The sequence below is a fragment of the Streptomyces sp. NPDC033131 genome (genome assembly GCF_055578365.1).
In genome coordinates, this window is sequence record NZ_JBVIPA010000006.1 from 70612 (window position 1) to 88163 (window position 17552).

General features: G+C 70.5%; 17 protein-coding genes. 6 read left to right on the top strand and 11 right to left on the bottom strand.

The features are described from left to right. Nucleotides 1-4: 4 nt before the first annotated feature. The 4 genes from ACZ5XS_RS10625 to rox all read right to left on the bottom strand — a co-directional run bounded on the left by ACZ5XS_RS10625 (nucleotide 5) and on the right by rox (nucleotide 3298). Nucleotides 5-340, bottom strand: a complete 336-nt coding sequence (locus tag ACZ5XS_RS10625) for a DUF2516 family protein (protein ID WP_217237078.1) — start codon at nucleotides 338-340, stop codon at nucleotides 5-7. 128 nt (nucleotides 341-468) lie between these two features. Further along, on the bottom strand, nucleotides 469-1116 hold the full coding sequence (locus tag ACZ5XS_RS10630; protein WP_217237007.1) for a hypothetical protein: 648 nt from the start codon (nucleotides 1114-1116) through the stop codon (nucleotides 469-471). A 77-nt stretch (nucleotides 1117-1193) separates the two neighbouring features. Further along, entirely contained in the window at nucleotides 1194-1748 is a 555-nt protein-coding gene (locus tag ACZ5XS_RS10635; RefSeq protein ID WP_468649812.1) for a helix-turn-helix domain-containing protein, read from the bottom strand. A gap of 122 nt (nucleotides 1749-1870) precedes the next feature. Continuing rightward, nucleotides 1871-3298, bottom strand: coding sequence for a rifampin monooxygenase (rox, locus tag ACZ5XS_RS10640; RefSeq protein WP_468649814.1), 1428 nt, complete (start codon nucleotides 3296-3298; stop codon nucleotides 1871-1873). 214 nt (nucleotides 3299-3512) lie between these two features. Here rox and ACZ5XS_RS10645 point away from each other — a divergent pair, with 214 nt between their 5' ends. From ACZ5XS_RS10645 to ACZ5XS_RS10655, 3 genes are all read left to right on the top strand, one after another. Continuing rightward, nucleotides 3513-3977 (top strand): helix-turn-helix transcriptional regulator, encoded by a 465-nt coding sequence (locus ACZ5XS_RS10645; protein WP_468650178.1) that lies wholly within the window; start codon nucleotides 3513-3515, stop codon nucleotides 3975-3977. 9 nt (nucleotides 3978-3986) lie between these two features. After that, a complete protein-coding gene (locus tag ACZ5XS_RS10650) occupies nucleotides 3987-4403 on the top strand; it encodes a VOC family protein (protein WP_468649816.1) in 417 nt (138 codons plus the stop codon). 82 nt (nucleotides 4404-4485) lie between these two features. Continuing rightward, a complete protein-coding gene (locus tag ACZ5XS_RS10655) occupies nucleotides 4486-6882 on the top strand; it encodes an excinuclease ABC subunit UvrA (RefSeq protein ID WP_468649818.1) in 2397 nt (798 codons plus the stop codon). A gap of 162 nt (nucleotides 6883-7044) precedes the next feature. Here ACZ5XS_RS10655 and ACZ5XS_RS10660 read toward each other — a convergent pair whose 3' ends face one another. After that, nucleotides 7045-7398, bottom strand: coding sequence for a winged helix-turn-helix transcriptional regulator (locus ACZ5XS_RS10660; protein WP_468649820.1), 354 nt, complete (start codon nucleotides 7396-7398; stop codon nucleotides 7045-7047). Nucleotides 7399-7457: 59 nt separating this feature from the next. On the opposite strand from ACZ5XS_RS10660, the gene ACZ5XS_RS10665 reads away from it, so the two are divergent. Further along, nucleotides 7458-8345, top strand: coding sequence for an NAD(P)-dependent oxidoreductase (locus ACZ5XS_RS10665; protein ID WP_468649822.1), 888 nt, complete (start codon nucleotides 7458-7460; stop codon nucleotides 8343-8345). 205 nt (nucleotides 8346-8550) lie between these two features. Next, a complete protein-coding gene (locus ACZ5XS_RS10670) occupies nucleotides 8551-9396 on the top strand; it encodes a nitroreductase/quinone reductase family protein (protein ID WP_468649824.1) in 846 nt (281 codons plus the stop codon). A 19-nt stretch (nucleotides 9397-9415) separates the two neighbouring features. On the opposite strand, the gene ACZ5XS_RS10675 is transcribed toward ACZ5XS_RS10670, so the two are convergent. From ACZ5XS_RS10675 to ACZ5XS_RS10690, 4 genes are all read right to left on the bottom strand, one after another. Beyond that, a complete protein-coding gene (locus tag ACZ5XS_RS10675) occupies nucleotides 9416-11449 on the bottom strand; it encodes a HelD family protein (RefSeq protein ID WP_468649826.1) in 2034 nt (677 codons plus the stop codon). A gap of 55 nt (nucleotides 11450-11504) precedes the next feature. Then, complete coding sequence (locus ACZ5XS_RS10680) at nucleotides 11505-12143, bottom strand: TetR family transcriptional regulator (protein ID WP_468649828.1); 639 nt, start codon at nucleotides 12141-12143, stop codon at nucleotides 11505-11507. A 47-nt stretch (nucleotides 12144-12190) separates the two neighbouring features. Beyond that, the gene (locus tag ACZ5XS_RS10685) at nucleotides 12191-14377 is read right to left on the bottom strand and encodes a phosphotransferase (protein ID WP_468649830.1); all 2187 of its coding nucleotides are present in this window, start codon (nucleotides 14375-14377) and stop codon (nucleotides 12191-12193) included. 250 nt (nucleotides 14378-14627) lie between these two features. Next, entirely contained in the window at nucleotides 14628-15500 is an 873-nt protein-coding gene (locus ACZ5XS_RS10690; protein ID WP_468649832.1) for a winged helix-turn-helix domain-containing protein, read from the bottom strand. Nucleotides 15501-15670: 170 nt separating this feature from the next. Between ACZ5XS_RS10690 and ACZ5XS_RS10695 the strand changes: the two genes are divergently transcribed. After that, entirely contained in the window at nucleotides 15671-15859 is a 189-nt protein-coding gene (locus ACZ5XS_RS10695; RefSeq protein ID WP_468649834.1) for a hypothetical protein, read from the top strand. Here the strand turns inward: ACZ5XS_RS10695 and ACZ5XS_RS10700 are convergent. Both ACZ5XS_RS10700 and ACZ5XS_RS10705 read right to left on the bottom strand, forming a co-directional pair. Beyond that, nucleotides 15850-16599 carry an HAD family hydrolase gene (locus ACZ5XS_RS10700; RefSeq protein ID WP_468649836.1) on the bottom strand — a complete coding sequence of 250 codons (750 nt, stop codon included), beginning with the start codon at nucleotides 16597-16599 and terminating at the stop codon, nucleotides 15850-15852. The two genes, ACZ5XS_RS10695 and ACZ5XS_RS10700, sit on opposite strands and share 10 nt — an antisense overlap. Next, nucleotides 16599-17477, bottom strand: coding sequence for a GntR family transcriptional regulator (locus ACZ5XS_RS10705; RefSeq protein WP_468649838.1), 879 nt, complete (start codon nucleotides 17475-17477; stop codon nucleotides 16599-16601). The genes ACZ5XS_RS10700 and ACZ5XS_RS10705 overlap by 1 nt, the downstream gene beginning before the upstream one ends. Nucleotides 17478-17552: the final 75 nt, after the last annotated feature.

Consider the following 17552-nt stretch of genomic DNA (forward strand, 5'->3'; position numbering starts at 1 on the left):
TGGGTCAGCGTCCGCCGTTGTACGGGCCGTAGGGGCCGTCGCTGCTGGAGCCGCCCCGTCGGCTGCGGCCGCCGCCCGGCATACCGCGCAGGGCGGGCCGTACGTCGACCATGTACACGATCGTCGCGATGAGGCCGATGATCGGCAGGAACGACAGGATGTTGAAGATCAGGTTCACCACGAAGGCCAGGGCGAGGACGATCAGCCAGAACGGCTTGGTCTTCTTGTCGGCCGCGCGATAGGCGTCCTCGCGGCGCGTGGCGGCGTCGATCAGCGCGAAGCCGCTGAACACGATCAGCGCCATGCTCAGCAGCCACATGAAGCCTGCGAACCCCTGCATCAGCACTACGTCCACCACCAGACTCGGCTCGTCCTCACGCGGTCACCGTACCGTTCCCGCAAGCGCCCTACCCGCACAACGGGCCGGGCACTCCGAGAGTGCCCGACCCGTGATCCCCGCCGCGACGACTACTTCGCGGGCGGCGTGGTCTTCTTGGCGGTGGTCTTGCGGGTGGCCGGGGCCTTCTTGGCCGCGGTCTTCTTCGCCGGGGCGGTCTCGGCGGGCGTCGGCACGGCCTTGACCTCGACCGGCTCCGGCGCCGGCTCGGCCTGGGGCTCGACGGCGATCGCCAGTTCCTCGATCTCCTCGGCGGCCTCGCCGCGCCAGGTCTTCACGGTCTGCTCGCCGTGCTCGGCGACCTTCTCGTAGGTCTCGCGGGCCTTGACGGCGTACTCGGCGGCGACGCCGACGCTGCGGAGGGCGAAGTCCTGGGCGGTCTCGCCCAGCTTCTTCAGGTCCGCGTCGAGGGTGGTGCCGATCTTCTTCAGGTCACCGTCGAGGGTGCCGATGAACTCGCCGACCTTGGTCTGGATGCTCTCCTGAGCCTCCTTGGCCTTGGCACTCGCCTCCTTGGCGCGCGCCTGGGCCTTCTCCTGCACGGTCTTCGGGTCGGTGTTGCGCACGGCGTCGATCCGCGCGGGCGCCTCGGCGCGCAGCTGCTCCACCAGGCCGGGCACCTTCTTCGCCTGCTGCAGGGCCAGGTCGGCGGTGCCGGCGGCGAAGTAGAGCGGAGTCGGGTCGCTGAAGGTCTTGCGCAGGTCGTCGGTGATGGCCATGGTGATGGTCCTCCCGGATTCGCTTTCGGCTGAGGGTTTTGTGGTCCGCAGTCAGGCGGTCGGTGCCCTGGTCCGGCTCAACTGGCCGTCTGCTGCGGGCCGGCGTCATTGCCGCCGGTCGTGCGGGTGGTGCGGGTACGGCGTGCGGCGGGCTTGCGTCCGCCTTCCGCGCGGGTTTCCCGTACGGCGCTCTCGCCGTCCTGGGCGTCCATGGCACCGTCGGTCCGTGCACCGGTGACGGCCGCGTCGGGCGTCTCCGTCTCGGCACCCGCCGCGTCGATCCCGAACCCGTTCTCCTTGCGGAAGGACTCGTAGATCTGGAGCAGCACCTGCTTCTGCCGCTCGTTCAGCGTGGGATCGGCGAGGATGACGGCACGCGTCTCCACCTCGTCGAGCTCCCGCTCGGCGTCGAGGATCCCGGCCCGCACGTACAGCGTCTCGGCGGAGATCCGCAGGGCCTTGGCGACCTGCTGCAGCACCTCCGCGCTCGGCTTGCGCAGCCCGCGCTCGATCTGGCTCAGATACGGATTGGACACCCCGGCGGCATCGGCGAGCTGCCTGAGGGACAGCTGCGCGTTGCGCCGCTGCTCGCGCAGGTACTCACCGAGATTGCCGACGTTGAGCGTTGCCATGCCTCCACCTTGCCCCACCTCCGCTAACTATTGCAAGCACCCGCTTGCAAAAGTGTGCCGCGCCACTGCCGCCGCACCACCTGCGCCCTCCCCGGCCGCTCGCTCAGCCGGCGGCGGCGTGCTCAGCCGGCGGCGGCGCCGAACCACTTCGGCAGCCGGGCGAGCAGTTCCCGCTGGTCCTCGCCGACCCACGCCACGTGGCCGTCCGGCCGCAGCAGCACCGCGGGCACGTCCAGCTCCTCGGCGGAGTCGACGACGTGGTCGACCCGGTCCGCCCAGCCCGTCACCGAGAGCCGGCCGGTCCGGTCGAGCAGCAGGCCGCGGGCGCCGTGCATCAGCTCGTAGAGGCGCCCCTGCTTCAGCTGCACGTCGCGCAGCCGCCGGCCGAGCAGTTCATGGTCCTCGCCGAAGTCGTAGCGGACCTCGACCCCGGTGATCATGCCGGTCACGTACCGGTTGACCTCCTCGAAGTCCATCAGCGTCGCGAACAGCTCCCGCAGCGCGGTCGCACCCGGGTCGGCGCCGAGGAGCGTCATCTGCGCCCGGGTGTTGTCCAGTACGCGGGCGCCCACCGGGTGCCGTTCGGCGTGGTAGCTGTCCAGCAGGCCCTCCGGGGCCCAGCCGTTGACCGCGGCGGCCAGCTTCCAGCCGAGGTTGAACGCGTCCTGCACGCCGAGGTTGAGCCCCTGTCCGCCGGTCGGCGGGTGGATGTGCGCCGCGTCGCCGGCCAGCAGCACCCGGCCGACCCGGTAGCGCTCGGCCTGCCGGGTGGCGTCGCCGAACCGGGACAACCAGCGCGGCGAGTGCACGCCGAAGTCGGTGTCCGCGACCGCCCGCAGCTGCTTCCGGAAGTCCTCGAGGGTCGGCGCGGTCGCCCGGTCCTCGGCCACACCGTCGGCGGGCACGATGACGCGGTACGCCCCCTCCCCCTGCGGGACGAGGCCGAACCGCAGTTGGGTCCTGCGGACCTCCTCGACGACGGCGGCGATCGTCGCCGGATCCTCGGTCGCCTCCATGTCGCCCAGCAGGGTCTCGACCCTGGCGGGCTCGCCGGGGAAACCGACGCCGATCAGCCTGCGCACCACACTGCGTCCGCCGTCGCAGCCGACGAGGTAGCGCGAGCGCAGACTCCCGCCGTCGGCCAGCTCGACGGTCACCCCGTCCTCGTCCTGGCTCAGCCCGACGACCTCGCAGCCGCGCCGGATGTCGGTGCCCAGTTCGAGGGCGCGCTCGTTGAGCAGCCGCTCCGTGACCGGCTGCGGGGTGGCGAGGCCGTACGGGTGCGCCGTGTCCAGGCGGTCCGGCCACGGCTTGGCGATGCCGCCGAACAGACCGCCGACCTGGAACTTCTCACTGACCGCGAGGAACCGGTCCAGCAGGCCGCGCTGGTCCATGATCTCGACGCTGCGCGCGTGCAGGCCCTGCCCGCGCGACTGCCCGGTCGGCTCGGTCAGCTTCTCCAGTACGACCACCCGTACACCGGCCAGCCTCAGCTCACTGGCCAGCATCAAGCCGGTCGGCCCGCCGCCGACCACGATCACGTCCGTCATGAATGCGCCCCCAGGTGCCGAGAGATACCGCGCCAGGACGCCGTTTCCGCAGGTCCTGGCCTTGGCCGACGATTCTGCGGCACGACCTGGGCCTTGCCGCAAGCCCCCTGGTGCGCTATACGTTGAGCATGGCAAGGAGTGTGCGCACCGGCCGTGCCATGCCGGTCCGGTGACGCTGGCGGACCTGGTCCGGCTCCGCCGGGCCCGCGATCAGATGGACCGCGACTACGCGGAGCCTCTGGACGTCCCGGCGCTGGCACGCGCGGCCCACATGTCGGCCGGCCACTTCTCCCGCAGCTTCCGCGCCGCCTTCGGCGAGAGTCCGTACAGCTACCTGATGACGCGCAGGATCGAGCGCGCCAAAGCACTGCTGCGGCGCGGCGACCTGCCGGTGACGGAGGTCTGTTTCGCCGTCGGCTGCACCTCGCTCGGGTCGTTCAGCTCGCGGTTCACCGAGCTGGTGGGGGAGAGCCCGAGCGCGTACCGGGCGCGCCGGCACGACGAGGGCGCGGCCATCCCCGCCTGCGTCGCCAAGGTCTTCACGCGACCGGTCAGGCACCCCCGGGCGGGCCGGAAAGCGGAGTCGGCGGGCAGCCCGGAAACGGCCGGGAAGGCCGGACCGGCGGGTCCCGCGGAAGCCGTCAGAAACGGAGAAGCGAAGGACGCCGCCCGCCCGTAGCGTGGCCGCATGGACGTCAAACTCTCACAATGCTTCATCGCCGTCGACGACCACGCCAAGGCGCTCGCCTTCTACCGGGACGTGCTCGGACTCGAGGTGCGCAATGACGTCGCGTTCGAGGGGATGCGCTGGGTGACCCTCGGCTCGCCGTCCCAGCCGGACGTGGAGATCGTCCTCGAGCCGCCGCTCGCGGACCCGAACGCCTCGCCGGCCGACAAGCAGGTCATGGCCGAGCTGCTGGCCAAGGGTGTGCTGCGCGGCGTCATCTTCTCGACCGACGACTGCGACGCTACATTCGAGCGCATCCAGGCCTCGGGCGCCGAGGTGCTGCAGGAGCCGTTCGACCAGCCGTACGGGGTTCGCGACTGTGCCTTCCGCGATCCCGCGGGCAACATGCTGCGCTTCAACCAGCGCCCCGCCGCGTGAGCCCGGCCCCGGCCGGCCACCGCACCGGCGACAGCACCCGCCACAGACCGCGAAGGCGCCCCGCCCGACAGATGGAGGACCGATGAGCACGGTCACGAGGACGGACGCGCAGCCGCCGGCGCTGCACGTTGCCGACAGCCACGACCTGATCCGCGTGCAGGGCGCGCGCGTGAACAACCTCAAGGACGTCAGCCTCGAGATCCCGAAGCGCCGGCTGACGGTGTTCACCGGCGTCTCCGGCTCCGGCAAGAGCTCTCTGGTCTTCAGCACGCTCGCCGCGGAGTCGCAGCGGATGATCAACGAGACGTACAGCACCTTCGTGCAGGGCTTCATGCCGACGCTGGCGCGGCCCGAGGTCGACGTGCTCGAAGGGCTGACGACCGCGATCATCGTCGACCAGCAGCGGATGGGCGCCGACCCCCGCTCCACGGTCGGCACCGCCACCGACGTCAACGCGCTGCTGCGCATCCTCTTCAGCCGGCTCGGGAAGCCGCACATCGGCCCCCCCAGCGCGTACTCCTTCAACACCGCCTCGGTCCGGGCGAGCGGCGCCATCACGGTGGAGCGCGGCGCCAAGAAGGCGGTGAAGGCGACGTTCAACCGCACCGGCGGCATGTGCGTACGCTGCGAGGGCCGGGGCACGGTCTCCGACATCGACCTCACCCAGCTCTACGACGACTCCAAGTCGCTCAACGAGGGCGCGCTCACGATCCCCGGCTACAGCATGGACGGCTGGTACGGCCGTATCTTCGCCGGCTGCGGTTTCTTCGACCCGGACAAGCCGATCCGCACGTTCACGAAGCGGCAGCTGCACGACCTCCTCCACAAGGAGCCGACCAAGATCAAGGTCGACGGCATCAACCTGACGTACGAGGGCCTGATCCCGAAGATCCAGAAGTCGATGCTGTCCAAGGACATCGAAGCGCTGCAGCCGCACATCCGCGCGTTCGTGGAGCGGGCGACGACGTTCGCCGTCTGCCCGGAGTGCGACGGCACCCGGCTCAGCGAGGGCGCCCGGTCCTCGAAGATCGGGAAGATCTCCATCGCCGACGCCTGTGCGATGGAGATCAGGGACCTGGCCGCCTGGCTGCGCGATCTCGACGAGCCGTCGGTGGCGCCGCTGATCGCCGCGCTGCAGCACAGCCTCGACTCGTTCGTGGAGATCGGTCTCGGCTATCTCTCGCTGGAGCGGCCGTCGGGCACGCTGTCGGGCGGTGAGGCGCAGCGCGTCAAGATGATCCGCCACCTCGGCTCCTCGCTCACCGACGTCACCTACGTCTTCGACGAACCCACCATCGGACTGCACCCGCATGACATCCAGCGGATGAACAACCTGCTGCTGAGGCTGCGGGACAAGGGCAACACGGTGCTCGTCGTGGAGCACAAGCCGGAGACGATCGCGATCGCCGACCACGTCGTCGACCTCGGTCCCGGCGCCGGTACGGCGGGCGGCACCGTCTGCTTCGAGGGCACCGTCGAGGGGCTGCGGACCAGCGGCACCATCACCGGCCGCCATTTCGACGACCGGGCCTCCCTCAAAGAAGCGGTGCGCAAGCCCACCGGCACGCTGGAGATCCGCGGCGCGACGGCGAACAACCTGCGCGACGTGGACGTCGACATCCCGCTCGGGGTGCTCACGGTCATCACCGGCGTCGCCGGCTCCGGCAAGAGCTCGCTGGTGCACGGGTCGATCCCGGCCGGCAAGGGCGTGGTGTCGATCGACCAGGGCGCGATCCGCGGCTCGCGACGGAGCAACCCGGCGACGTACACCGGACTGCTCGACCCGATCCGCAAGGCGTTCGCGAAGGCCAACGGCGTGAAGCCGGCGCTGTTCAGCGCCAACTCCGAGGGCGCCTGCCCCACCTGCAACGGTGCCGGAGTCATCTACACCGACCTGGCGATGATGGCCGGCGTGGCCACCACCTGCGAGGACTGCGAGGGGAAGCGGTTCGAGGCCTCGGTCCTCGACCACCACCTCGGCGGCCGTGACATCAGCGAGGTGCTCGCGATGTCGGTGACCGAGGCCGAGGAGTTCTTCAGCACCGGCGAGGCGCGTACGCCGGCCGCGCACCGCATCCTCGACCGGCTCGCGGACGTCGGGCTCGGCTACCTCAGCCTCGGCCAGCCGCTGACCACGCTGTCCGGTGGCGAGCGGCAGCGGCTCAAGCTGGCCACCCACATGGCAGAGAAGGGCGGCGACCAGCCCGTCTACGTCCTCGACGAGCCGACCACCGGCCTCCACCTCGCCGACGTCGAGCAGTTGCTCGGCCTGCTCGACCGGCTCGTCGACTCCGGCAAGTCGGTCATCGTCATCGAGCACCACCAGGCGGTCATGGCGCACGCCGACTGGATCATCGACCTCGGCCCCGGCGCCGGCCACGACGGCGGCGAGATCGTCTTCGAGGGCACGCCCGCCGACCTCGTCGCCGCCCGCTCCACCCTCACCGGCGAGCACCTCGCGGCCTACGTCGGCACCTGACCGGCCTCCCGCGCGGGCCGCGCGCGAGCCGCGGCGTTCAGGGCGACCGCGCGTCGACGCCCTCCGCGAGGCCCGGACGTGACTGACACGGTGCGCCAAGTACCCACTTTTTTGTGGGTACTTGGCAGCTCCGGCCGCACGGCGGAGGCTGGTGGTGGCCGGTCAGCCGTCGGCCACCAGCGGGCCCGCCAGCCTCTCCAGGCGACGGTGGCCCCAGTCGGAAAGGGGGGCCAGAGCCTCGGAGAGCTCACGGCCGAACCCGGTCAGGGAGTACTCGGTCCTGAGCGGCAGCACGTCGTGCACCTCCCGGTGCACCAAGCCGTCCTCCTCCATCTCGCGCAGGGCCTGAGTCAGCACCTTCTCGCTGAGCCCGGGCAGCTGCCGCCGCAGTTCACCCGGTCGGTACGGGCCGGACTCCAGCAGCCACAGCAGCGCGGTCTTCCACTTGCCGTCGATCACGGAGATCGCGGCGGTCACTCCGCACACGTTCAGGTCCCGGGCACGCGCACGCGTCATCCTCGCCCCTTTCGTCACGCTCAGTCGTGAATCGTCAGTGCTCTCAAAGGAGTTCAAGCATGTCCAAGTCCACCGACCAGTCTGCCGTCACCGTCCTCGGACTGGGGCCGATGGGCCGCGCCCTCGCCGGCGCGTTGCTGGACGCGGGACTGCGGGTCACGGTCTGGAACCGCACGCCGGGCAAGGAGCGGGAGCTCGTCGGCCGTGGGGCCGTGTCCGCGCGGTCGGCGGCGGAGGCGGTCGCCGCGAGCGCGCTGACCGTCGTCTGCGTGGTGAACTACGACGCGGCCGACGCCGTCCTGCGAGGCGAGGCGGTCACCGACGCCCTCAAGGGCCGCACCGTCGTGAACCTGACCGCCGACACCCCCGACCGCGCCCGGAACACGGCCGGCTGGGCCGCCGACCACGGCATCCGCTATCTCGACGGTGCGATCATGACGCCGACCACGACCATCGGGACGCCCGCGGCGGTGTTCCTGCACAGCGGCCCCGAGGAGCTCTACCAGGAGCACCGGGCCGTGCTGGACGCGCTGGGCGGCACCCACACCCACCTCGGTGAGGAGATCGGCCGGGCCGCCTCCTACGACATCGCCCTGCTCGACGTCTTCTGGACGGCGATGTCGGGTTACGCGCACGCCCTGGCGGTGGCACGGGCGGAGGGCATCAGCGCCCGGGAGTTCACTCCGTTCGCCCAGGGCATCGCCGCGATCCTCCCGGCGCTCTTCGAGGAGTTCGCGCGGGACGTCGACAGCGGTTCCTTCTCCGGGGAACTCAACCCGATCACCTCGGCGGTGTCGACGATGGCGCACATCGTCCATGCCTCCGAGTCCCACGGCATCGACGCGAGCGTGATGCGCGCGACCGAGGGGCTGGCCCGCCGGGTCGTCGGACTGGGCCACGGCACGGACGGGTTCATCCGCGTCACGGAGTTGCTGGGCCGTCGCTGAGGCGTCCCGGAAATCTCGATGGCGGCAGTCGTGCGGGGGCCGCTACCGTGCCTCCCATGACTGCCGGGTCGGCCTCGTGCCGTGAGCGAGTTGGGTGCCCGGCCTCTGAGTGAGGCCGTGGCGGGCCAGGGGCCCGCCTTCTTCTCTGCGTATTTCCGCGTTTTTCCCCAGGACGGAAACAGCGACAGAGAAGGAAGAGAACACCATGCCCAACGACTTCAACCAGCCCGTCATCGACGAGTTCCGCGCCAACAAGGGCCGTGTGGGCGGCTATTTCGAAGGCGCCCGCCTGATCCTGCTCACCACCACCGGCGCCCGTACCGGCAGCCCGCACACCACCCCCGTCGGCTACCTCCCCGACGGCGGTGAGCGCATCCTCGTCATCGCCTCGGCGGGTGGCGCGCCCAGGCATCCGCACTGGTACACCAACCTGCTCGCGCATCGCCGGGCGACCGTGGAGAGCGGCGCGTTCACGTACGAGGCGCGGGCCGTCGTACTGGAGGGCGAGGAGCGGGAGCGGGCCTTCGCGCGGGCCGTCGAGGCGGACCCGGGCTGGGCGGCGTACCAGGAGAAGACGGAGCGGGTGATCCCCGTGGTCGCCCTGTACGAGATCGCGCAGGGCGGCCCGCCGAACATCAACGCCCGGTCCATGGGCGAGGCGATCAAGGTCGTCCACGACGCCTTCCGGAGCGAACTCGTCCAGATCCGGCGGGAGATGAGCGCGAACGGCTCAGGCACGCCCACCCTCGGGGCGCAACTACGCGTCAACTGTCTGACCTTCTGCCACGGCCTGCACAACCACCACACCGGCGAGGACATCGGCATGTTCCCGGTCCTCGCCGGCCGTCACCCCGAGGCCGCTCCCACGCTGGCGCGGCTGAGCGCGGAGCACGAGCGGATCGCCGCCCTCGTCGAGGATCTGCGCCGGGTCGTGACCTCCGAGGACGCGGACCCGGCCGCCGCCCGCGTCGAGGTCGAGCGCCTGACGGCGGAGCTGGAGGCCCATCTGACGTACGAGGAGGAGCAGTTGATCCCGCTTCTCGACGCGTGAGAGGGAGTCCGGCGGGCGTCTAGAAGGGCAGCGGCCGTGCGTGGACCACCTCCAGCCGGGACACCGCCCGCGTGAGCACCACGTACAGCCGGTGCAGCCCCCGCTCCTCCGCCTCCGCGACGGCGGCGGGCTCGACGGCGACGACGTGGTCGTACTCGAGGCCCTTGACGAGGGTCGCGGGGACGACGCTCACGCGGGCGGCCGGTGTGTCCGGGCCCGCGGCCGGGATCCCGGCCGCCTCGAGCGCCCCTCGCACCCGGTCGACGTCCGCGTCCGCCGCGACCACCCCGACGGACCCCTCGTGCGCCGACGCGTCCCGTACGGCGTCCACGACCGCGCCGAGCAGGCCACCGGCCGGAACCGGGCGGATCCGCAGCCGGCCGTCCCCGCGCAGCGACTCCCCCGCCGGAACGTCCACGTCCAGTTTCGCCAGCAGCCGGTTGGCGAGGGCCACGACGGCCTTCGGCACGCGGAAGCCGGTCGTCAGCGGTACGACGGCCGCGTCCGGTTTTCCCAGGTGGTGCAGGGTCGTGGTCCAGGACCGGGCCGCCCAGGGCGTGGTGCCCTGCGCGAGGTCGCCGAGGACCGTGAGCGAGCCGAAGGAGGCCCGGCGGGCGATCGCCCGGCACTCCATCGGGGAGAGGTCCTGCGCCTCGTCGACGACGAGATGGCCGTAGGCCTGCGGATGCTCGACGAGCCCGGCGACCTCGTCGAGCAGTACGAGGTCGGCGGCCGACCAGCGTGCCGACTTCCACGAGCGCGGCGGCCTCGCCCACAGCAGGGCCTTCTGCTCGTCGGCGTCCAGCAGCCCGTCGGCGGCAGCGGCCAACGCCCGGCGGTCGGTGAGGAGTTCGGCCACCACCTCCTCGGGCCGGACCCGCGGCCACACGGCGTCGACGTACTCCCCGACCGCCCGCGACCGCGAGATCCGCTGCACCCAGGCGGCGTTCCGCGGTCCCGCCCGCCGCTCGGCCCTCAGCTGCACATGCCGCACGACCCGGCTGCGCACCCGTTCCCGCCCGACGCCGTACGGCGGCTCCTCCGCCCGGACGCCCTCCAGGATCCGCACGAGTTCGCCGGCGGGCACCCGCCAGCGATACGACCCGTCGGGCACCGCGAGCTCCCCGGCCGCCCCCTTGGCCGACACGCGCGCGTACAGCGCCCTCCGCAGCACCTCCGCCGTCCGGGCGTCCTGTTTGACGACGGCCGTCCGCTCGTCGTCGGCACCGCCGACCGGGTGCCGGGCGATCTCCTCCAGGAGCGTCGACTGCCGCACGCCCGTCTCGCCCAGGGCCGGCAGGACCGCCGCGATGTACGACAGGAAGGTGCGGTTGGGCCCGAGGATCAGCAGGCCGCCGCGCCGGATGCGCTGCGGGTGGGTGTAGAGCAGGTAGGCGGCCCGGTGCAGGCCGACCGCGGTCTTGCCGGTGCCCGGGGCGCCCTGGACGCACACCGACACGGCCAGGTCCCCCCGGACGAGATCGTCCTGCTCGGGCTGGATGGTCGCGGCGATGTCCCGCATGGGCCCCACGCGGGGGCGCTCGATCTCCCGGGCGACGATGTCGCTCGCGCGGCTCTCGCCCCGGCCGAGGTGTTCGTCCTCCAGCCCCGTGAGGTCGGCGGAGTCGCCCCGGCTGCCGGGCGCCCAGCCGAAGCGGCGGCGGACGGCGACGTCCTGCGGTTCGCCGGCGCTCGCCTGGTAGAAGGCGCGGGAGACCGGGGCGCGCCAGTCGACGACGAGGGGCGGGGCGGCGGGGTCCTCGCTGATCCGCAGCCGCCCGAGGTGGTATTCCTGCCCGGCGTGCTCGCCACCCGCGAAGTCCAGCCGCCCGAAGAACAACGGCCCTTCGGGCAGCTCCCGCATCTCCTTGGCGCGGCTGCGCAGCCGGTACCCCAGGACCTCGGCGTCGGCACCGGAGGCGGAGACGTCCTCGCCGGTGACGACGTGTTCCCCGGCCCCGTCGACCATGGCGGTCAGGGCGGCGCGGCAACGGTCGTGGTGGGCGCGTTCGCGGCGGAGGGAGTCCTGGAGGGAAGGGTCGGGTGCCGTCATTCCAGCGAGCGTAGCGGAATAACGTAACCGAGTTAAATTTTTATCTCGGTATCGCTTACTGCTTCGCTCCCGCCAAGTGCGGCAACCCCGCCTCCAGCACCCCGAACGCCCGCTGCGCCGCGGCCACCGCGTCCCCCCGCACGTCCGCCGCCCGCTCCCCCTCCGCGATCCGCCGCCAGTTCTCCAGCGCGAGGATCCGCTGTACGGCCACGATCTGCCCGGCCGCCAGCCGCGCCTCCAGCCCGCCCCCGAGCGCCTCGGCCAGCGCGGCCTCCGACCGCTCCTGGAACCCGTACAGCCGGGCGACCAGCGCGGGCGTCCCGTAGAGCAGCGCGTGGAAGGCGAGCACCTGGGGATGGTCGTTGAGCCCGGTGACGGGGTCGCCCCGCTCCAGCCCGGCGAGAAAGTGCCGCCGCAGCGCCACGAGGGGCGGCGCCTCCTCCCCCGCCACGACCCGCGCGGCCTCCCCCTCGTGATCGGCGAACCGGTGCAGCACCAGGTCCTCCTTCGCCGGGAAGTACCGGAAAAGAGTCGGCTTCGAGATCTCCGCCGCGGCGGCCACCTCGGCGACGGACACCGCGTCGAAGCCCTTCTCCAGGAACAGGCGGATCGCGATCTCCGACACGGTCTCGTACATCCGCTGCTTCTTGCGCTCGCGCAGCCCGACCACGCCCGCCTCGCCGTTCTCAGCCATGCGGTGAGCGTACGCAGGATCCTGCGACCGGCCGGGCCACGGGCTCGCTAGGACAGGGCCCGGGCAAGATGGGGGTTCGCCGTCGGGCGGACCGGAAGGCCGAGGGAACCCGTGGCCACCGCCAGGGTCACGGCGTAGGAGTCGACCGCCCGCTTGACGTTGGGGGCGTCCAGGCTCGCGCCTGTCACGATGCGGTCGAGGTCGATGTACGCGGACCGGACGATCTCGATCCAGCGGTACACACGCCAGTCCTGGCGCCAGTCGCGCGTGTACTCGGGCGGCAGTTTCTTCTCCCAGCGACGGAACATCCGGTCCCGGATCTCCGGTCGCGTCGGGGTGAGGTGCATGTGCCGGACCAGGTCGTAGAGCGGATCGCCGACCAGGGCCATCTCCCAGTCGATGATGGTCAACGCCAGAAGGTCGTCCCGCCGGACCAGGTTCCACGGGTTCAGGTCGCCGTGCAGCAGGGCCGGCTTTCGGTGGCTCACCTCGTGCCGGGACAGGATCGCCTGCAGGCGGTCCGCTTCGGGCAGCCCGAGCAGTCGGGCGAGTTGCTGCGACTCCTTCGGCAACTCACCGACCAGGGTGACAAGTTGACCCCTCAGCCAGTGGTGGAAGTTGCCTTCCCCGGATGTCGGGTCGACCTGCTTGTACTTCACGCGTGTCAGAGCGCAGAGTTGATCGACGAGCGCGTCCGCCTCGTGCGGCAGCAGCCCGTGCTCCGGATGGCGGAGGGGCTTGTCGATGTCCCGCGGTCCGACGTAGGTGTGGATGGCGAAGCGGTCGTTCGGATAGCTCTCGCCCAGGGCCAGGGCCCTCGGCGCCGCCACGGCGATGTCGGCCTGCTCGATGGCCCTCAGCACCGCGTGTTCACTGAGAAAACTGCGCTCCCGGCGGCAGACGTCGGGCAGCTTGCGCCGCACGACCACGGGAAAGTCGATGCTCGGCACCCGGACCACGGTGTTGAGGTGCGCGGTCCCCTTGAACACGCGGCCCGCAGGAGCGGCCCCCTCAGCCACCAGGGCCTCCCGCACGGCGGAGACGGGAAAGTCCGGATGCTCGGGAAGACGCCGGTCCGGCTCCCAGCGGAAGGTCTGTACGAGGCGTCCCTGACCGTCGTAGGAACCACCGCTGCGGGACGTCAGCCACCGGAACAGAGCCCGCTCGATCTCCAGCTCGCCCGGCAGGTTGGTGAGTCGCAACGGCTCCGCGGCCGCTTCGAGGGCGCGGCGCACCTCCGCTGTCGCCTCGTTCAAGCTCTTCTGGGTGCGGGTCTCCTCCAGGAACCGTGCGGCCCGCATCACGTCCGGGTAGACGGACTGCGCCCGCTCGAAGGCGACGTAGTGGCGCAGGTCCCGGGCCAGGCCGTTCACGGCGGCGGGACGAGTACGTTGCATGGCCTCCGCCCACGCCTCGACCACCTCGTCCCACTGGTGCGGCGGGTACTGCATGCGCACCAGATGGGTCGCGAGGTCGTGCAGGGGGTCGCCGTAGGTCGCCAGCTCCCAGTCGACGCAGATGAGCGGCGGAGCACCGCCGTACGACACGATCAGGTTGTCGCGGTGCAGGTCGGCGTGGAGGAGGCTGTACGGTCGCCGGGCCATGGCGGGGACCCGTTCGGCCAGCCGGAGCAGGGCATCCTCGGGAATGCCGAGCGACGCGAACAGCCCTCCGAAGACCGCCCGGTTGGGCCGCCTGATCTGCCGGTCCGCCAGGTGTGCGAGGGTCCGCAGGAACCCCTGGCTGTCGGTGTCGTTGCGCGGCCAGACCGACGGCAGTGCCGGCAGCGCCCCGCGCCGCACCTGGGTCATCTGGGCGAGCAGGCCTGCCAGCGCCTTGATGAGCAGAGTGTCGACCGGCTTTCCGTTCGCACAGACGGCGGAGAGCGGTACCCCTTCCACATGGCTGTGGATCGCGAAGTGTTCCCGCTGGACGAGGCACTCCGGCACGTGCGGCAGGACCCCCTTGATCGCGGCGAGGATCTCCCCCTCGTCCTGCCAGGTCCTGATCACCACGGGGAGCACGTCGCTGCGCCGGATCCGAACGGTGACGGACGTGCCGACCGGACGCCGGAGCGCGCGCGCCATGGGTTCCGTCAGGGGCAGAACGTAGTTCTGGTTGTGGTACCCGCTCGCCGACTGGCCCTCCGCGGCAGCCCATCCCACGAAGGCTTGGTAGGTGTCGTCGAGCGTGGCGCGCTCCCCGACAGGACGGGGATCGAGAAGTGCGCCCACTGGCTGCTCCGGGTACGAGAAGGGGGAAGCTATGGCAAACCGTAAGCTCGCGTCGAGAGTCACGCATGACGGAGCGACGCCGACGTGGCCACAACGGGTGGTTTGCCACTCTTCCGCGCGAGGTCCGTGCCCAGCCGTTCGACGTCGCTCGTGGTTGGCCTGTTGGCCGTTCATACGGACGAAGGCGAGCGTTTGCTCAGTGTGCGGGGCATGCTAGCAAGCCCCCGGACCCATCCTCGACCAGACCCCGCTATTCGGAGAGCAGGTCCCAGACCGAGTCGAACCACTTCTGCATGCTGTCGACGAAGACGGTGCCCGGCGAGTTCGCGTCCCCGTCCTTCTTCACGTGGTGGGTGAGGGTGGCACCGAAGCCCAGAACGTCGAGCGCGGTGACCTCGCCGGAGTCCAGCACGATCTTGCGCTCGATCACTTCGTACGGCCCGTGCAGTGCCTCGACGCCGTTGAACAGGTAGAGCTTGAAGGCCGGGGTCAACGGCGCGTGACGGATCTGTACGTCGACGAACGGCACCAGCCCTTCGGTCTGCAGATCTCTCAGCAACCCCTCGAGTGACTCCGTGTGCAACTCGGTGATCGTGCGCAGACGCTCCCGCAGACGCGGGTCGTTCTTGTCGTTCTTGACGCGCGGGTAGGGCAGCGGCAGCGTCACGTCCGGCAGGAGCATGCGCAGGGCGATGTGCTGGGGCGTGATGGCGCCGCTCCGGATGCGCTCCACCTGGAGCCGGATGTGCGCGTCAAGGGATTCGGACGTCAGCGTATAGACGTCCAGGGTGACTTCGTCCTGTTCGAAGGCCTCACTGATGAGGGGTCCCAGCGTCATACCGTGTCGCGATCTGGTGGCCTTGGCCGCCGAGGACTGTATGCGCTGAGTCTTGACCACCCGGGACCCGCTGCCCCGCCGTGACTCGACCCAGCCCTCGTCGGCCAGTTCCCGCAGCGCCCGCTGCACGGTGTCCCGGGAGACTCCCAGTTCCTCGGCCAGGTCGCGTTGTGACGGCAGAAAGGAACGAAGGGGATACGTCCCGTCCGTCATCCGCGCGCGCAACTCGTCGGCGACCCGCTGGAACTCCCTGCCACCGCCCTCGCCGGTCTGGTGTGCATCCACGTGTGGACCGTACCGCTTCCACTCCACCTCCAAACCAATCACTGTCCAACTGGACGCTCGCATTGGCCTGTTGGTTAAGGGATCAATCGGACGGGGCAGACCAGATTCAAGCAAGGCAGTCCAATTGGACGGCTGGCTGAGGCACTTCATCGGAAGCGGAAGGGAGGTGGATGGACATGCTCGTGTTCCACGTACTCACAGGACTCTGCGAGCTCTCCCTGGGCTTGCTGGCGCAGGCGAAGCTCGGTGCCGTCGGTGTGGTGCTCCTGTTCCTGATCGGCGTGGGCATAAGGGCGCGCCGTGGCGGACTCGCCGTTGGGGCCGCCGTGGTCTTCGCGCTGCTGATGACTCAGGCCTGAGCGCGGATAAGGTCGAGCACGGATTTCAGCGAGTCGACGACCGCCGTCGCGCCCGCGTCCCTCAGAAGCTTTTCCTTGTGCTCATTACGCGCGTAGCCCAGAAACGGAACGCCGGCCTCATTGGCGGCGAGCAGGTCCGAGGGGGTGTCGCCGATCATCAGTGCCGTCGAGGGTGCCGAGCCCATCGCGTTCAGAGCCCGGTTCAGGCAGTGCGGATCCGGCTTGAGGCGGTTGAGTTCCTGGGTGCGGCCGTAGATGTGCGGGGCGAAGCACGAGGTGAGGCCGCGGCCTGCCAGGTAGGTGCGCACCACCCGGGGGGAGTTGTTCGTGGCGATCGCCAGCCGGGAGCCCACCGCCATCCAGGTGCGTATCAGCGGGTCCGCATACGGTGTGGGCATCGCCGAGGGGGTGGCCCGCAGTTCCTCCTGGGTGAGACGTTCCTCCAACTCGTCGACCAGATCGCTGCCGGGGTGTCTGCGGTCGACGGCCCGCAGAACGATATGCGGATCGAGGGACTTGCGTTCGGACTCGCTCAACAGGCCGTGCAGGCCCCGCCCTTCGAGCCACCCCACGAGGTCCACCGCCACCCGATCCGCCGAATGCCCCGCGAACAGGCGGCAGATCGGCCCGTCGAAGTCCCACAGCACGACCCGAGCACCCGTGATCAGTTCACGCAGGTTCTCGGTCTCGTCGTCCGTCTCCGCTGTCGCCTGATCAGTCTGCGTCGTATCAGAAGTCACTAGGAGAGTGTCAGGTCCGTCGTGATGGTTTCCCAGAGGGCGTCGAACCACTTCTGGGATTCCTCCACAAATGCGGCGTCCCGCGGGCCGGCCGCGCTGTCGAAGGAGAAGAGGAGGGATTCGGTGCCCAGGACGTCGTACATGTCGAGGGTTCCGTGGTCCGAGGGCTCCTCGCGGCGCGTGACCATGTAGTACGCCATGAGCGCCTCCGTGCCGTTGAGGAGGTACAGCTTCACCGGCGGGGTGAACGGCAGGGCGCGGAAGGAGATGCGCACGTCGATGCCGTGCGAGGAGCGCAGGGCCCGGAGGTTGTGGCGCAGGACGTGCCCCTGGGCGTTGCGCATGTCCAGCCAGCGCTGGTGGACCGGATCGTCGTCGCCGCCGCCGTCGACCTGGACCGGGAAGGCCAGGGTGATGTCCCGGGACGGCAGGAGGATGCGGGCGTCGATGGTACGGGGGCGGATGCGGCCCTCGTGGATATGGCGGATCGGCTCTCCCAGGGCCAGCATCAGCGACTCGGCCGTGAGGCACGCCGCGTCGATGCGCACCTCGGGCACGGAGAAGGCCGCCGTGAGGCGGGAGGCCAGCCCGACCATGGTCGGCTGGGGCTCCTCGCTGGCCGGGGTGACCTCCGCGATCCGCGGCGGACTCCCCTTGCTCACGTTGCTGAGCAGCCCGTCCTCCTGGAGCACCCGCAGGGCCTGTCGCACGGTGCCCCGCTCCACGCTGAACTCGTCGGCGAGTTCCGCCTGGGTGGGGAGGCGCTGACCCGCCTTGAGGTCACCCACGCGGATGCGTTCGCGCAGGATGTCGGCGATTTCCTGGGGGGAGAGCCTTCTGCTGCCGTTCACTGCCACGTTCTCCTGGGTCACGACCAAACGCTACAACTTCGATCCATCTGTGGGGAGTTGTTTGAAAGTTGTTTATGGATAGCTGCCAAGTGGGGACAACAT

Excerpts from the sequence above, each read along its gene's own strand:
- ACZ5XS_RS10645 (WP_468650178.1), top strand. The coding sequence starts at position 3,513 with ATGGACCGCGACTACGCGGAGCCTCTGGACGTCCCGGCGCTGGCACGC.
- ACZ5XS_RS10680 (WP_468649828.1), bottom strand. The coding sequence starts at position 12,143 with ATGGCTGAGAACGGCGAGGCGGGCGTGGTCGGGCTGCGCGAGCGCAAG.
- ACZ5XS_RS10675 (WP_468649826.1), bottom strand. The coding sequence starts at position 11,449 with ATGACGGCACCCGACCCTTCCCTCCAGGACTCCCTCCGCCGCGAACGC.
- rox (WP_468649814.1), bottom strand. The coding sequence starts at position 3,298 with ATGACGGACGTGATCGTGGTCGGCGGCGGGCCGACCGGCTTGATGCTG.
- ACZ5XS_RS10665 (WP_468649822.1), top strand. The coding sequence starts at position 7,458 with ATGTCCAAGTCCACCGACCAGTCTGCCGTCACCGTCCTCGGACTGGGG.
- ACZ5XS_RS10670 (WP_468649824.1), top strand. The coding sequence starts at position 8,551 with ATGCCCAACGACTTCAACCAGCCCGTCATCGACGAGTTCCGCGCCAAC.
- ACZ5XS_RS10650 (WP_468649816.1), top strand. The coding sequence starts at position 3,987 with ATGGACGTCAAACTCTCACAATGCTTCATCGCCGTCGACGACCACGCC.
- ACZ5XS_RS10655 (WP_468649818.1), top strand. The coding sequence starts at position 4,486 with ATGAGCACGGTCACGAGGACGGACGCGCAGCCGCCGGCGCTGCACGTT.
- ACZ5XS_RS10625 (WP_217237078.1), bottom strand. The coding sequence starts at position 340 with ATGCAGGGGTTCGCAGGCTTCATGTGGCTGCTGAGCATGGCGCTGATC.
- ACZ5XS_RS10660 (WP_468649820.1), bottom strand. The coding sequence starts at position 7,398 with ATGACGCGTGCGCGTGCCCGGGACCTGAACGTGTGCGGAGTGACCGCC.
- ACZ5XS_RS10635 (WP_468649812.1), bottom strand. The coding sequence starts at position 1,748 with ATGGCAACGCTCAACGTCGGCAATCTCGGTGAGTACCTGCGCGAGCAG.
- ACZ5XS_RS10695 (WP_468649834.1), top strand. The coding sequence starts at position 15,671 with ATGGACATGCTCGTGTTCCACGTACTCACAGGACTCTGCGAGCTCTCC.
- ACZ5XS_RS10630 (WP_217237007.1), bottom strand. The coding sequence starts at position 1,116 with ATGGCCATCACCGACGACCTGCGCAAGACCTTCAGCGACCCGACTCCG.